The organism is Candidatus Pelagibacter sp. HIMB1542, assembly GCF_052047835.1.
Classification (GTDB): Bacteria; Pseudomonadota; Alphaproteobacteria; order Pelagibacterales; family Pelagibacteraceae; genus Pelagibacter.
The window spans coordinates 273844-289485 of the sequence record NZ_JBNAJB010000002.1; the positions used below are offsets into that span (position 1 = coordinate 273844).

General features: G+C 28.3%; 14 protein-coding genes. 4 read left to right on the forward strand and 10 right to left on the reverse strand.

The features are described from left to right. The first annotated feature begins 3 nt into the window (after positions 1-3). Both ACTTBI_RS05725 and ACTTBI_RS05730 read left to right on the forward strand, forming a co-directional pair. Positions 4-999, forward strand: coding sequence for an efflux RND transporter periplasmic adaptor subunit (locus tag ACTTBI_RS05725; RefSeq protein WP_440653095.1), 996 nt, complete (start codon positions 4-6; stop codon positions 997-999). A gap of 4 nt (positions 1000-1003) precedes the next feature. Then, positions 1004-4126 carry an efflux RND transporter permease subunit gene (locus ACTTBI_RS05730; RefSeq protein ID WP_440653097.1) on the forward strand — a complete coding sequence of 1041 codons (3123 nt, stop codon included), beginning with the start codon at positions 1004-1006 and terminating at the stop codon, positions 4124-4126. Here the strand turns inward: ACTTBI_RS05730 and ACTTBI_RS05735 are convergent. Then, the gene (locus ACTTBI_RS05735) at positions 4123-4719 is read right to left on the reverse strand and encodes a transglycosylase SLT domain-containing protein (protein ID WP_440653099.1); all 597 of its coding nucleotides are present in this window, start codon (positions 4717-4719) and stop codon (positions 4123-4125) included. The two genes, ACTTBI_RS05730 and ACTTBI_RS05735, sit on opposite strands and share 4 nt — an antisense overlap. Next, entirely contained in the window at positions 4719-5099 is a 381-nt protein-coding gene (locus ACTTBI_RS05740; RefSeq protein WP_440653100.1) for a hypothetical protein, read from the reverse strand. Before ACTTBI_RS05740 ends, ACTTBI_RS05735 begins: the two co-directional genes overlap by 1 nt. Before the next feature lie 45 nt (positions 5100-5144). Here ACTTBI_RS05740 and ACTTBI_RS05745 point away from each other — a divergent pair, with 45 nt between their 5' ends. Continuing rightward, positions 5145-5855 (forward strand): 2,3-bisphosphoglycerate-dependent phosphoglycerate mutase, encoded by a 711-nt coding sequence (locus ACTTBI_RS05745; protein WP_440653101.1) that lies wholly within the window; start codon positions 5145-5147, stop codon positions 5853-5855. Here the strand turns inward: ACTTBI_RS05745 and ACTTBI_RS05750 are convergent. Genes ACTTBI_RS05750 through polA form a run of 7 tightly spaced genes read right to left on the reverse strand, consistent with a single transcriptional unit; the run spans position 5833 to position 14324 of the window. Further along, positions 5833-6522 (reverse strand): sugar phosphate nucleotidyltransferase, encoded by a 690-nt coding sequence (locus ACTTBI_RS05750; protein ID WP_440653103.1) that lies wholly within the window; start codon positions 6520-6522, stop codon positions 5833-5835. The genes ACTTBI_RS05745 and ACTTBI_RS05750 overlap by 23 nt on opposite strands. A 3-nt stretch (positions 6523-6525) precedes the next feature. Next, positions 6526-7467, reverse strand: coding sequence for a phosphotransferase (locus tag ACTTBI_RS05755; protein WP_440653104.1), 942 nt, complete (start codon positions 7465-7467; stop codon positions 6526-6528). Positions 7468-7479: 12 nt separating this feature from the next. Then, positions 7480-7932, reverse strand: coding sequence for a tRNA (adenosine(37)-N6)-threonylcarbamoyltransferase complex ATPase subunit type 1 TsaE (gene tsaE / locus ACTTBI_RS05760; RefSeq protein WP_440653106.1), 453 nt, complete (start codon positions 7930-7932; stop codon positions 7480-7482). Beyond that, positions 7916-9202: an adenosylhomocysteinase gene (gene ahcY, locus ACTTBI_RS05765; protein ID WP_440653108.1), complete on the reverse strand. Its 1287-nt coding sequence runs from the start codon at positions 9200-9202 to the stop codon at positions 7916-7918. Before ahcY ends, tsaE begins: the two co-directional genes overlap by 17 nt. A gap of 42 nt (positions 9203-9244) precedes the next feature. After that, the gene (locus ACTTBI_RS05770; protein ID WP_440653109.1) at positions 9245-10786 is read right to left on the reverse strand and encodes a sensor histidine kinase; all 1542 of its coding nucleotides are present in this window, start codon (positions 10784-10786) and stop codon (positions 9245-9247) included. Then, positions 10786-11493 (reverse strand): response regulator transcription factor, encoded by a 708-nt coding sequence (locus ACTTBI_RS05775; protein ID WP_440613724.1) that lies wholly within the window; start codon positions 11491-11493, stop codon positions 10786-10788. Before ACTTBI_RS05775 ends, ACTTBI_RS05770 begins: the two co-directional genes overlap by 1 nt. Positions 11494-11549: 56 nt before the next feature. Next, complete coding sequence (gene polA, locus ACTTBI_RS05780) at positions 11550-14324, reverse strand: DNA polymerase I (protein WP_440653111.1); 2775 nt, start codon at positions 14322-14324, stop codon at positions 11550-11552. Between the two features lie 111 nt (positions 14325-14435). Here polA and ACTTBI_RS05785 point away from each other — a divergent pair, with 111 nt between their 5' ends. Further along, on the forward strand, positions 14436-14987 hold the full coding sequence (locus ACTTBI_RS05785) for a biotin transporter BioY (protein ID WP_440613722.1): 552 nt from the start codon (positions 14436-14438) through the stop codon (positions 14985-14987). Here ACTTBI_RS05785 and ACTTBI_RS05790 read toward each other — a convergent pair. After that, the gene (locus ACTTBI_RS05790) at positions 14980-15543 is read right to left on the reverse strand and encodes an ActR/PrrA/RegA family redox response regulator transcription factor (protein ID WP_440613721.1); all 564 of its coding nucleotides are present in this window, start codon (positions 15541-15543) and stop codon (positions 14980-14982) included. The genes ACTTBI_RS05785 and ACTTBI_RS05790 overlap by 8 nt on opposite strands. Between the last annotated feature and the right edge of the window lie 99 nt (positions 15544-15642).

Genomic DNA, 15642 nt, shown 5'->3' on the forward strand with positions numbered 1-15642 from the left:
ATTATGAAAACATCAACTAAAATCACAAGTATAATCGTCATCTTCTTTTTAATTATTGCCATAGTGATTATTGGCAGAACAATGATTGGAAATCATTTTAAGAAAAAATTTAGTAAAAGACCTCCTCCTGGAATAATAGTAACCACAACAAAAGAGAGAACTTTTGAAAATGTTATAAGTACATACGGAACAGCAGCACCAGTTAAAACTCAATCATTTAAGGTTGAAAAGTATGAGATATTAAAGCCGATAGATTTTAATAAAAAAGTTAAAAAAGGCGATGTAGTTGCTAATCTTAAGAATAGGAAAATTATTGCTCAATTTGATGGAGTTATTGGAAAAAGAGAATTTTCTGAAGATTTAGAAGTATCAAAATCTTCTTTATTAATTAATTTAGAGGATACTAGCTCACTGTATTGCGATGTTGATATACCAGAAATTTTTGTTCCATTTATAAAAGTTGGTTTACCTGTTGATATAAAGTTTTCTGGATATAAAAATAAAATTTATAAAGGTGAAGTTGACTCCTTCGCAAGCAGAATAAGTCAAGATACCAGATCATTAGCTACAAGAATAAAAATGGATAATAAATCTGGAGAAATTTTACCAGGTTCATTTTTAGAAATTTCAATTAAATACAATGTTAGAGATGGTTTAAGCGCACCTGACACAAGCACAATAGTCGAAGGTGAAAACATTTTTATATATAAAGTGGATGAGAAAAATAAAGTAACGAAAACAAACGTAACTGTAGGTGATAGATATTTAGGATTTGTAGAAATTTTAGATGGATTAAATAAAGGAGATAAAATTGTTGCTGAGGGTACAAAAAAAGTTAGACCAAATTTGACCATAAGACCTATAGAAAAAGGCGCAAAGAAAAAACAAGGAAATTCTGGTTGGGGTAAAAAAAAGGGAGACAAAAAAGCTGAGGAAAAAAAAGGTAAATTTGATTGGTTAAAAAATATTTTTAAAAAATCTGAAAAAGAAAAAAAATAATTAAATGTATATAACCGAAGTTAGTATTAAACGACCTGTTGTTGCTTGGGTAATGTCTTTAATTCTTATTATTTTTGGAATATTTGTTTTTGCGGAGCTACCAGTTCGAGAACTTCCAGATGGAATACAGCCTCCAGTAGTTCAAGTTCAAACAGATTATAAATCAGCGTCAGCGGAGATTGTTGATGAAGAAATAACTCAAAAACTTGAAGATGTAATAGGTGGTGCAGAAGGTATTAAAAATATCGACTCTAGTTCTTTGAATGGACGAAGTAGAATTAATATACAATTTAATACAGATATTGATTTAGATGATGCAGCGAATGATATTAGAGAGAGAGTTGCGCGTGTTGTTGATAATTTGCCTAGCGAGTCTAATCCACCTCAAATTCTAAAACAAGCAGCAGGTTTCACAACTACAATGTGGGTGGCGCTGACATCTCCTACATGGGATGATCTTGATCTTGGAGATTATGCCGAAAGATATCTGATAGATGCTTTTTCAAGTGTTCCAAATGTTGGAAGAATTTTAGTTGGTGGACTAAGAGAACTTAGTGTAAGAGTTTGGATAGACCCTATTAAATTAGCAGCCAATAACCTTACAATTCAAGAGGTTGAAAGAGCTTTAAGAAATGAAAATCTTAATATTCCCGCTGGTACATTAGAAGCAAATAATAAAGATTTAACTTTAAATATAGATAAGTCTTATTCAAACATAGATACTATAAAGCAACTTCCTCTTAGAAAAAATAAAGACAAAGTAGTAATACTTTCTGATGTTGCAAATATAGAATTTGGTCCAGTTTCAGAGAAAACTTTATTCAAAGCACAAAGTAAAAACGCACTCAACTTAAAAACTGTAGGAATTGGCATATATGCTAAAAGTGGTGCTTCAACAGTAGAGTTATCAAACCAAATTAAAGCTAAAATAAAAGAACTAAATAAATCACTTCCTGATGGACTAAGTTTGGAGATAGCATTTAATAGAGCAACATATATTGGTGCTGCAATCGAAGAAGTTTATAAAAGTTTAATTATTGCTTTTGTGCTAGTTGTTTTAATTATTTATCTTTTTCTTGGAAATCTTAAAGCGGTAATTGTACCAGCTGTAGCTCTTCCTGTTAGTTTAATTGGTTCATTTCTTGGATTATACATTTTTGATCTCTCAATAAATATTTTTGTATTATTAAGTTTTATTTTAGCAATAGGAATAATTACTGATGACTCTGTAATTATGACAGATGCTATTTATACTAGAATAGAAAATGGTGAAACACCACTAGTTGCTGCATATAAAGGTTCTAAGCAAATTACTTTTGCTATTATTGCAACTACTTTGATTTTAATTGCGGTATTCTTACCACTAATTTTTATAAAAGGAATATCTGGAACTTTATTTAAAGAGACAGCCATAGCGTTATCATTTTCAATTGTAGTATCATCCTTTGTTGCATTAACTCTGTCTCCAATGCTTGGAAGTAAGTTTTTAAATAAAAAAGAAAAAGTTAATTTCCTAGTTAAAAAATTTAATAATAAATTTAAATCTTTTACAGGATTTTATATTGATTCACTTAAGTACTGGACAAATAAACAAAAAACTATTTCGATATTTATAATTTTTATCGTTGCAGCATCTGCTTACCTTTTTAATTTTTCAAAAAAAGAATTGCTGCCTATGGAGGATAGAGGTTCTTATTTAATAATAGGTTCAACAGATGAAGGTAGTTCATTTGAATATACTCAAGAAAAGGCTCAGATAATTGAAGGAAGAATATTAAGATTATTGCAAGCAGAAGATAGCCCATATGAAAGACTAATCATGAGAGTTCCTGGATTTGGAAGATCCGCAACATCTTATAACACTTTTATAATAATTGCTTTACTTGATGAATGGAAAAATAGAGAAAAAAATAGTCAAACTGTATTAAGAGAAGCTATTGGACAAGTAGTTTCGGTTCCAGAAACTTTTGCATTTCCTATATCTCCTCAAGGGATAAGAGTTTCAAACTATAACAAACCAGTACAGATGGTTATCTATGGAACAAGCTATGAAGAATTAGAAGATATTCAAAATAGTGTTCTAAGAGAATTAAGAAAAAATAGAAATATGTTCAGAATTGAGAGTGATTATACAAAAAATAAACCTGAAGTTAAATTAATCACTAACAAAAATCGAGCTAATGACCTAGGTGTATCTACAGAGAATATTGGTAGAACTCTTGAGACACTATATGGAGGCAAGAGAGTTACTTCATTCAGTAAAGAAGGAAGAGAATACCCAATAATCTTACAACAATATTTAGCTGATAGACGTGATCAAGACGGATTATCAAAAATATTTGTAAGATCTGAAACAACTGGAAAATTAGTTTCAATAGCTAGTCTTGTGGAATTTGAAGAAAAAGGAACTGCAGAGGCATTACCAAGATACAATCGACAAAGAGCTGTTACAATTTCAGCTGCACTATCAGAAAATTATACTCTAACTGAAGCTGTTAAATATTTAGAAGAGACAATGATAAAGGTTGCACCTCAAAACCAAATTACTTGGAAAGGAAAATCAGAAGAATTGAAAGAAACTACAAATGAAATTTATTTAATTTTTACTTTAGCTTTGTTGACTGCTTATTTAGTAATGGCGGCAACATTTAACTCTTTTGTACACCCTTTTATAATTATTTTGACAGTTCCTTTGGCTGTGTTTGGTGGTTTAGTATTTATTTTATTTTTAAATAGTTCAGTAAATATATTCTCACAAATTGCCTTGATTATTCTTATTGGTATTTCAACAAAGAATAGTATTTTAATTGTTGATTATGCTAATCAAATAAGAACGACAGGTGTTAAGATTCAAGAGGCAGTGTTGAAAGCCTGTCAGCTAAGAATTAGACCTATTATTATGACATCATTAAGTACTATGATTGCCATGATACCTTTAGTTATTGGAAATATAGGTCCTGGTGCTGGAGAAGGGTCAAGATTAGCAGTTGGTGCAACTATTTTAGGTGGAATGATTATATCAACATTCTTTACTCTATATGTAACTCCTACAATGTATTTAGCATTAGCGAAAAATACTAAGCGGATTGATGCTGTAGATATAGAGCTGAAAAAACAATTAAATTAAAAAATAATATACTTACTTGTAGTTAATTTATTTTTACAATCTGATAATTGTTTTTTATAAATATTAGACTGTTTCTCAACTCTTTTAGCTAAGTTAATAACCATTTTATTTTTTTTATAATTTTTATAATTCCCCCAACCCTCATGGTATGCAATATATTGTCTAAAAGAATCTTTCTTTGAAACTTTTAAAATTTTTTCAGTTTTGTTTGTGTACCAACCAATAAAATCTACACTATCTTTAAATCTTGTTCTTGTAGCAAATTTATTACCAGTTTCATCTTTATATTGTTTCCATGTGCCTTTGACTGCTTGGGAGTAGCCAAAAGAACTAGAGGGTCTTTTGTAAGGAATAACTTTAAATATTTTTTGTCTCGGAGGTTTTGCCAACCAATCAAAACTCGACTCCATTTTGATTATTGCAAGTTGTAAATAAACTGGAGTACCCCACTTTTGCTCAGTTTTTTTAGCATGCTTGTACCATAAATATCTTTCATTAAATATTGAACAACCGTCTGATGTATTTTTAGGAATTGATGAGCATCCAGAAAAGACAAATAAAAGTATAAGAAAATATTTTATATTTGAACTCATTAAGTTTTTTTCAAAATATAACTTATAATAATTACTATAATAACACCTAAAAGATTGCCAAATAAATCTGAAAACTCAAAACTTCTTATTGGAATGATGAAGTGAGCTAGTTCAAGTGAAATTGATAATAAAATTAAGTAAATACTCAAAGGGAAAAATTGATTCCATTTCTTAAATGTAAAAAAACCAATAATAGAAAGTAATAAAAATGCATATAAATGATTTGTAGATACTATGTAGTCTGGAGTAATTTGAGGCTGCAAATTACAATCATCATATAAAAAACAACCTAAAATACTTCCTGGAAATAAATATAAAACAATTAAAAATAAATTTGATAAATAAAAAATAAATTTATATTTTGAAAAAAAATTTACCATTATTATTATAGTTTTATTTATCAAATTAAATATAAAGATAAAGAGATGAGTTATTTAATTTTAGTGAGACATGGACAAAGTGTGTGGAATCTTGAAAATAGATTTACTGGTTGGGTTGATGTTGATTTATCTGAAAAAGGAAAATCAGAAGCAAAAAAAACGGCTGAATTGATTAACAAAGAAAATCTTATTATTGATCTTTATTTCTCCTCTGTTCAATTAAGAGCCAAAAATACATTAAAAATAATTCAAAGAGAATTAAAGGACAATAAAGTTCCTAGTGAGGCATGGGAATTAAACGAAAGACATTATGGTGCACTTACTGGACTCAACAAAGACGAAATGAAGGTAAAATTAGGGGAAGATAAGGTACATCAGTTTAGAAGGTCTTGGGATTTAAGACCTAATCCTCTAGACAAAAAAAATCCATATCATCCATCTAATATAGAAATTTATAAAAATGTTCCTGAAGATAAAATACCTAGTACAGAGTCTCTAAAAGACACTTATGAGAGGGTAATAGATTTTTACAAAAAGAAAATTGAAATCATAAATGATAAAAATATTTTAATATCTGCACATGGAAATTCAATTAGAGCTCTTTGTAAGTACCTATTTAATTTGGATAATGATGTAATTTCAAAATTAGAAATACCGACAGGTAATCCTTTACTTATTGAAGTAAATGGAGATAAAAAAGTTTTAAGTGCTAAATATTTAGACTCTGACAGAGCTAAAGATCTTTTAGTTTTTTGAAGATTTCCAAATTAGTTAAATGATAAAAATTTTGTTTGCTTTCATATCCATGTAAATCTTTGGTATCAATCAATTTGTTCCAAATGTTAGAAATTGAAAACTTTTCATCAGTTTCATTTTTAAACAATTCTTTACTTAATATCTGGCAGCCGATGTAGATATAATTTTTATCTAATTCCTTAGTAATAAGATTATTTTCTAAATTGAAATCACCCTTTAAATTTTTATCAAAACTTAAATTTTTGTTTACTAATAAAAGAATATTTTTTGATTTTTCACTAAAATAGAACTCTTCCATTTTATTAATTTCATCAAAATACTCTTTTGTCCAAACAGTATCAGGATTAAAAACTATAAAATCATCTTCATTAGAATGCTTGATTAAATTTAAAATACCACCCCCAGTATCTAGAATTTCATTTCCATCCTCTATAATTTCAATATCAATATCAAAATTGTTATCTTTAAAAAATTTCCGAAAATGATCTTTTAAATAAAATGAATTTATTAAAATTTTTTTAATTCCCAAACTTTTAATCAATTGAATGCATTTTTCTAACATTGTTACATTATTTAACTCTAATAATGGTTTGGGTGTATCTAATGTTACTGGGTTTAATCTTTTTCCATATCCTGCACATAATATTAAAGCTGTATTAATTTTCATAATTTAATTAATAAATTCTGGAAAATTATTTTTTAATAATAATTTTAAATCCTTAAAAATCTTATTCTGTTTTAATCTATAATCTATCATTTCCCATGTATAAGGAATTAATTGAATATATTTTTTTTTATTATCTCTATGAGCAAGCCTTGTGAAAATTCCAATGATTTTTAAGTTTCTTAGAACTGATAGTATTTCAAAGTCATGTTTAAATTTAATTAAATTAATTTTTTTATTGGTTTTTATGTAATAATCAAAAATCTTTTTTTTTAATTTGTTATTAGTTTTTAATCTAACATCATCTATCAATGATGCTAAATCATAAGCTTTATTTCCAATAAGAGCGTCTTGATTGTCAATTAAGCCAATTTGATTTTTAAAATACATTAAATTTGAAACATGAAAATCCCTATGTACAAAAGTAATGTTTTTATTATTAAGTTTAGATAATAATTTATTTATCTCGTTTTTAAATTTTTTTTTGAATAAAGATTTATTTCTATTTAATTTTTTTTCAACATACCAGTCACTAAAAAGTTTTGCTTCATTATATAAAATTTTATTTTTATATAATTCAAGTTTGTAATTTTGATTTAAAAAGTTTTTTATTTTTTTAGTTTTTATACTTTGTAATTTATTCAGTATGTGAATAATATTTTTAAAAAATAAATACTTATTTCTTTTTTTATTTTTTAAAATTTTAAATAACGAAACATTTCCAAAATCCTCGATTTCAATGAAGTTTTTTTTATAGTTATGGCTGATCAGACTTGGTGCTAATATTTTATTATTTATCAAAACTTTATTAACTGCATCATAAATTAACAAATTCTTCTTTTTTTCTTTTTTTGCATAAACAATTATCGAGTTATTTTTTTTTCTTCTATAAAATGTTCTAAATGATGCATCCCCTTTTATTTTTTGTAAATCTTTTGAATTTTTCATTCCAGTATATTCTTAATCAATGCCTGTGATTTCAACACTTCTATTATTTAACTCATTTTCATAGTTAAATCTTAATTCAATAACTTTTTCCTGATTATCTTTAACTAACTGTGGCCACTCAACAAAAGTAATTAAATTATTATCTTTTTCGAATATGTTTAAATCATTAGTATCTCTTTTATTTTTAATCCTAAACAGATCGTAATGTTTTATCTTCTTGGGGCCTACTTGATATTCATTTAATAAATTAAATGTAGGACTTGAAACTTCTGTATTTGGAAGATCTAAATTTTTTTGAAATCCATTAATCAAATATTTTATGAATGTAGTTTTGCCCACACCCATTTCACCGTATAAAAATATTATTTCTCCACCTTGCAAAAAATTTTGAAAACTTTCTGCTAAAACTTTTGTTGTTTCCTCTACACTTATATCGATCTTGCTATTTTTAATAGCGATAGGCATCTGGTTTGAATGGGCCTTCTGTTCCAACACTTATGTAATCTGCTTGTTCTTTTGATAATTTTGTTAATTTAGCCCCAACTTTTTTCAAATGTAATGTTGCTACTTTTTCATCTAAGTGCTTGGGTAAAACATAAACTTTATTCTTATAATTTTTATGGTTATGCCAAAGTTCTATTTGAGCAATTACTTGATTGGTAAAAGATGCGCTCATTACAAAACTAGGGTGTCCTGTTGCACAACCTAAATTAACTAATCTTCCCTCGGCTAAAAGGATAATTCTCTTTCCACTTGGTAATTCGATTTCATGTACTTGGGGCTTAACTTCTGTCCATTTGTAATTTTTCAATGCCTCAACTTGTATTTCATTATCAAAGTGTCCAATATTACATAAGATAGCTCTATCTTTCATATCTCTCATATGATCAGCTGTAACTATATCTTTATTTCCAGTTGCTGTAACAACTATGTCTGCTCTACTAATAGCTTCTTCCATTAAAACTACTTCATAACCTTCCATAGCTGCCTGAAGCGCACAAATCGGATCTGCTTCAGTAACAAGAACTCTAGCACCACTTTGTCTTAAAGATGCGGCACTTCCTTTTCCAACGTCACCAAAACCAGCAACTATTGCAATTTTACCCGACATCATAACATCAGTAGCTCTTCTGATACCGTCAACTAAACTTTCTCTACATCCATATAAGTTATCAAATTTAGATTTCGTTACAGAGTCATTAACGTTTATTGCAGGAACTAATAGAGAATTATCTTTCTCCATTTTATTTAATGCTTTAATTCCAGTTGTAGTCTCCTCAGAAACACCTTTTATATCTTTCATTAAATCTTGGTATTCATTATGCATGATGGCAGTTAAATCTCCCCCATCATCTAATAACATGTTGGGTTTCCAATCAGGTTTTCCAACTATTGTTTGTTTAATACACCATAAGTACTCTTCTTCTGTTTCACCTTTCCATGCATAAACAGGAATGCCAGCTTTTGCTATTGCTGCTGCTGCATGGTCTTGTGTAGAAAATATATTACAAGATGACCATCTTACTTCTGCTCCGAGATCTACTAATGTCTCTATTAGCACTGCTGTTTGAATAGTCATATGAAGACATCCAATAATTCTAGCACCTTTTAATGGTTTTTCTTTTGAATACTCTTCTCTTAATGCCATTAAACCAGGCATTTCACTTTCTGCGATAGAAATTTCTTTTCTTCCAAATTCAGCTTGGGAAATATCTTTTACTTTAAAATCATCCATAGCGAGCTTTATACAGTTAAGTTCTATTTTATCAACTAAAGATTATAAACCAGGAAATTGTATTTCTATCGATGCTCCTTGCTTATCGAGCCTATTGGATGCTTCAATTTTTCCATCATGAAGATCAACTAAATTTTTTACAATATTTAAACCTAATCCTGAATGCTCACCAAAATTTTCTGGTCTATTACTGTAAAAACGATTAAAAATTTTTGAAGTATCTTTCTCTTTAAATCCTTGTCCTTCATCTAAAATTTTAACAATAACTTTTTTTTCTAATCCATTTGAAACATTCACGATTACCTCACCACCATCTTCACTAAATGAAATAGAATTATCCAATAAATTAGCAACGATTTGTTCAATCCTATTTTCTATTCCATTAATTAGATACTCTGACTTTCCATCATTTTGATAGTTTATACTTATATTTTTCTTGAATTTATAAATGTTGTTATAATCATCAACAACAGATTGGATAATTGGTTGTATATCTAGTTTTTTCATTTGCTCTTTACTAAGAGCAACTTCATCTTTCAACATTTGTGAATAATCTGTAATTAATCTTTCAATTCTTTGTACGTCATGAGTAAGAATATCTAAAAGCTTAGCTCTTTGATTTATATCTTTTGTATCTTTTAAAATTTCCGATGCACTTTTTAAAGATGCTAGTGGATTTCTTATTTCATGAACTAAATCTGTTGAGAAATTTTCTGCATGAGAAATTCGTTTTTGCAATTCATTAGTCATATCCTCCATTGAATTAGATAATAATCCCAATTCGTCATTTCTATTCTTCAAATTTTCAATTCCTGTTTTGCCAGGGTTTTTTTCTTTTACTTTGATTGTATATCCAACTAGGTTTTGAATTGGTTTAATAAAATATCTGCTAAGTACAAAAGAAAAAATTAAAATTACAAAACCAACTGATATAGCTGTTCTAATTACAAATGCTCTTCTCTCGTCTATAGCTGTCTTAATCTCATTGGCGTTCTCTGAGATAACTATAAAACCTAAATTATTTTCATCACTTTTTACATTTTTAACTGTTGTAACTTTAAATTGATTTAAATTATCTTCTGTAAAAGTATAATAATTTCCATAGTTATCTGAATTATTATACCTTTCTAATAAATCTTTAAATGAAGCCTTTGTTTCATTATTTTGAGAAGAATTATTTTCTCTGTTTTCATCTTCATTGACTTCTTCACTCAAACTTTCAAATTCAATTTTATCTAATCGTGTTGAAAAAGATCGTGGATCAAGATCTAAAGTATCAGTATCACCAATTAATTCTAATTTATTATCAAAGAAAATGACTCTGTCTAAATTTTGAAAAATAAATCTTGTAGAAAATAAAAATTTTCTAATGTCATTTTCCTGAAATTTTATATTCAATCTTTTAATATTATCAGTCGTATTATTAATAATATTAATATGATCTTCGGATTTTTTTTTTAATAAACTTGGTTCAATATTAGTAAGATAAATAAGTGTAAATAAACCAATAATTGTAAATATTACAAAGTTTATAAATAGAAATTTTTTAAGAATAGAAAGAGTCTTTAAGTATTTACTAAACATCAGCTAACATTCCATCTATATCCACTACCATATCTAGTTTCAATAGCTGAAAAATCAGGATCTACTTTTTTGAATTTTTTTCTTATTCTTTTGACGTGACTATCAATAGTTCTATCTTCAATATCTGTATCTTCTCTGTAAGCAATGTCCATTAGTTGAGCTCTTTCTTTAATAATCCCAGGTCTTTTTGCCAATTCTTTAACAATCAAAAATTCAGTAGTTGTTAATTTATCTGGCAATTGTTTGCCATTCCACTCACACTCAAGCTGAGATGGATCAAGTTTTAATCTACCATGTGATATTAAGCTTTTATTTTCCTCTAATGTATTATTTGAGTCTTTTTTTCTTAATTGAACTCTTATTCTTTCAATCAAAACTTTAATTGAAAATCCTCCAGATTTTTTTACAAAATCATCTGCACCTAATTTTAATCCTAGCAACTCATCAATTTCATCATCTTTGGATGTTAAAAATATTACCGGAAGAGAAGTTTTTTTTCTTAATTTTTTAAGCAATTCTTCGCCATCCATTTTAGGCATTTTAATATCAATAACTGCTAAGTCAGGTGGCATTCTAGTAAGACCGATTAATGCACTCTCTCCATCAATATATGTTTGAACTTTGAAACCCTCTTTTTCTAAGGCAATACTAAGACTAGTTAGTATGTTTCTGTCATCATCAATTAGAGCTATAGTTTGTGTTTGCATTTTTATTTTTACATATAAAAATATTAAATTGTTCTAAATTAGGCAATTGAATATAATTAGTGAAGCATTCCCCAATTATCACCAACATTTACATCAACCGTTAAAGGGGTAGAAAAGGAATGATAATCACTTTGAGTAACACTGGTCATCTCATTCTGTATTAACTTGACCATTGCCTTTTCCTCTTTTTTTGGGACTTCAAAAATAAGCTCGTCGTGTATTTGAAGAAGTATTTTTGATTTCAAATTTTTTTCTTCATTCAATTTTTTGTATAATCTGATCATTGCTAACCTCATAACTTCAGATGCTGACCCTTGTATTGGAGCATTAATTGCTGCTCTCTCTTGAAAATTTCTTACATTAAAATTTTTATCATTTATTCCATTAAAATGAGATCTTCTTCCGAATATGTTATTTACATAGCCACTTTTTCTACAAAACTTAATTGTGCTATCCATATAAACTTTAATTTCAGGAAATTTAGTAAAATAAGCATTAAGAAATTCTTCTGCTTCATAATTAGAAACATTTATTTGTTTGGCTAAACCATATTGAGAAATTCCATAAATTATTCCAAAGTTTATTGCTTTAGCCTTCCTTCTGTGGTCTTGACTTACCTTTTTGATATCAATATTAAATATTTGGCTAGCTGTTAATGAGTGAATATCCTCGTTATTGTTAAAAGCTTTTTTAAGTTCTTTAACATCTGCAAGATCTGCTAAAATTCTCATCTCAATTTGATTATAATCTGCGGATATTAATAGATGATCTTTTTTAGCCTTAAACGCTTTTCTTATATCTTTTCCATCTTCAGATTTAATTGGAATATTTTGCAAATTTGGATCACTTGAAGCTAATCTGCCTGTTGTTGTTGCTGCCAATAAAAAAGATGTGTGAACCCTCTTTGTATTTGGATTAATATGCTGTGGCAAAGCGTCGGAGTAAGTATTTTTTAATTTTGAAACCTGTCTCCAATCTAATACTAATTTTGGAAATTCATGACCTTTGAAGGCTAAATCTTCTAAAACACTTGCACTTGTTGCAAAACTTCCCTTTTTTGTTTTTTTTGTCCCTGCAATCTTAAGATCATTATAAATAATTTCTCCTAATTGTTTTGGTGAAGCAATGTTAAATTCTTTCTTGGAAATCTTGAAAACTTCTTTTTCAATTTTTTTAATTTTTTTATCAAATTTAGAGGAAAGAGAATTTAAAAATTTACTATCTACTTCAACACCTTCGATTTCCATAAATGCAAGTATTTTAATTAGTGGTTTTTCAAAAATCTCATAGATATTAAATAATTTTTCAGATTTTAAACTTTTGATAAATTTTTTATATAACCTGAAAGTAACGTCTGCATCTTCTGCTGCGTAATTTTTTGCTGTTTCTAATTCTACTTCACTAAAATTTATTTCTTTTTTGCCAGTACCAACAATTTCTTTAAATGAAATTGTTTTATGTCCAAGATGGATATCCGAAAGGGTGTCCATGTTATGTCTGTTCTTTCCAGCATCTAATACATAAGACATAAGCATAGTATCTTCCATTGACGAAAGTGAAATGCCAAGTTTGTAGAAAACTATAAAATCAAATTTAATATTTTGACCAATTTTTTTAACACTTGGGTCCTCTAATAAATTTTTTAATTTATTGATAACGCTATCTTTATTTAAACAATCCTTAGATTTATGACCAACTGGGATGTAACAAGCTTTTCCAATTTTTGAACAAAGTGAAATTCCAACTAAATCAGCCTGATGGGGGTCCAACGAACTTGTCTCTGTATCGACAGCAACTTCCCCTGCTTCCTCAGCTTCTTCTATCCACTCATCAATTTCATTAATATCTGTAATTAGATGATAATCTTTATTGCTTATTGGTTTTTGTTTTTCAGTAGATTTTAAATTATTTTCAGATCCAGATAACTTTGGTTCCCCATAAGCTGAAATTGCAGAACTTAACAATCTATTAAATTCCATTTCTCTTAAAAATTTATAAAGTTTATCTTTATCAACCTCTTTGAGTTTAAATTCTGTTAAGTTTTTATTTACTGGAGACTTATTATCTAGAGTTACAAGTTTTTTACTAATTAAAGCTTTATCTTTATTCTCTATTAAAGTTTCTCTTCTTTTGTTCTGTTTAATTTCATGGGCAGAGTCTAATAATTTTTCCAGAGTACCATATTTATTAATTAATTCTGCGGCTGTTTTAACTCCTATTCCTGGAACACCAGGTACGTTGTCACTACTATCACCTGCTAAAGATTGAACATCTATAACTTTTGAAGCATCAACACCAAACTTTTTAATCACATCGTCCTCTGTGATAAATTTATTTTTCATAGGGTCAAAAATTCGAACACCTTTTTTATAAAGTTGCATTAAATCTTTATCTGATGAAACGATTGTAACTTTAGCCCCTTTTTTGAGTATTTGATCAACATATGTGGCTATGAGATCGTCAGCTTCATAGTTTGGCAAATCTACAGAAGGTAAATTAAACGCTAAAACTGATTTTCTAATATACTCAAACTGAGGTGCCAAATCATCAGGGGCTTCAGATCTATTAGCTTTATAATCACTATAAATTTCATTTCTAAAGGTCTTTCTAGCCGAGTCGAAAATTACTGCAAAATGAGTTGGTTTCTGTAGATTTTGATCAGATTTTGAATCCTCTAATAATTTAAACAACATACTGCAAAATCCACTTACAGCCCCTGTAGGTAGTCCATCACTTTTTCTAGTTAATGGTGGTAAAGCATAATAAGCTCTAAAAATATAACCAGAGCCATCAATTAAATAAAAATGATCTGTTTTTTGTATTTTATTCATGAAGATTAACAAATATTACATTGCTAACAATTTCTGTATATAAAAAAATAAAATTAAACCTTTAGGCTAATATAGCTAGATTATTTTTTATATTTTGAGTATTATTTTACTATGGAACTTACAAAAAACTTAACACAAACAAAAATCATAAAATCTTTGTTAGCTGTGATTCTAGGTTCAATTGCTTTAACTATCTCTGCAAAAATTAAAATTCCATTTTATCCAGTTCCAATGACAATGCAGACATTTGTTGTTTTATTCTTAGGTGTAAGCCTAGGTTATAAAATTGGTTTAGCTTCTGTAGGTTTATATTTATTAGAGGGGATTGCGGGATTACCTGTATTTTCAAACTCTCCAGAAAAAGGAATTGGTATAGTCTATTTTACTGGCCCAACGATGGGCTATTTAATTGGTTTTTTAACTGCTTGTTATTTAGCCTCAAAAATTAATACAAAAGATAGTTTTATAATTATTCTAACTAAATTAGTTATTGCAACATCTACAATCTATATCTTGGGTTTAATATGGCTGGGTACTCTGATTGGTTGGGATAAACCGATATTTTCACTTGGTGCAAAACCATTTTTATTAGCAGAACTATTTAAAATTATTATTTTAGCTTTAGCCGCTAAACAAATAATTAAAATAAGAAATATTATCTAGGGGATCTTTTAGATAGAATTCTTTGAAGAGTTCTTCTGTGCATCTTCAATCTTCGAGCTGTTTCAGAAACATTTCTATTACATAATTCAAATACTCTATGAATATGTTCCCATTTAACTCTATCTGCTGACATTGGATTTTCTGGTGGTGCAGCCTTTTTAGCTGGATCTGCCAACAATGCTTTTTCTACATCTTCTGCATCTGCTGGTTTTGCTAAGTAATCAATTGCACCTTCTTTAATAGCTGCAACTGCAGTGGGAATATTTCCATAACCTGTGAGCATTATAATTCTACTATCATTATTAGAAGATTGAATCTCCTTAACGACCTCAAGGCCATTACCGTCTCCAAGTCTTAAGTCCACAACTGCGAAACCTGGTTTTTTACTTTTAACGGATTCAACTCCCTTTTGTACACTCTCAGCTTGAAAAACTTCAAAACCTTTTTTTTCCATAGCTCTTGCCAATCTTTCTCTAAAAGGATTGTCATCATCTACTATTAAAAGCGACTTATTTTCGAAATCGCTTAGATTTTGTAATTTGGCTTCGTTTTTCATCAGCATTATATGGGGTCAAAATCTAATATTACAATATATGAAAATTGCGCAAATCAGCCTTGAATTATTTGCTTTACATTGCCTGTGTTTACATTATAT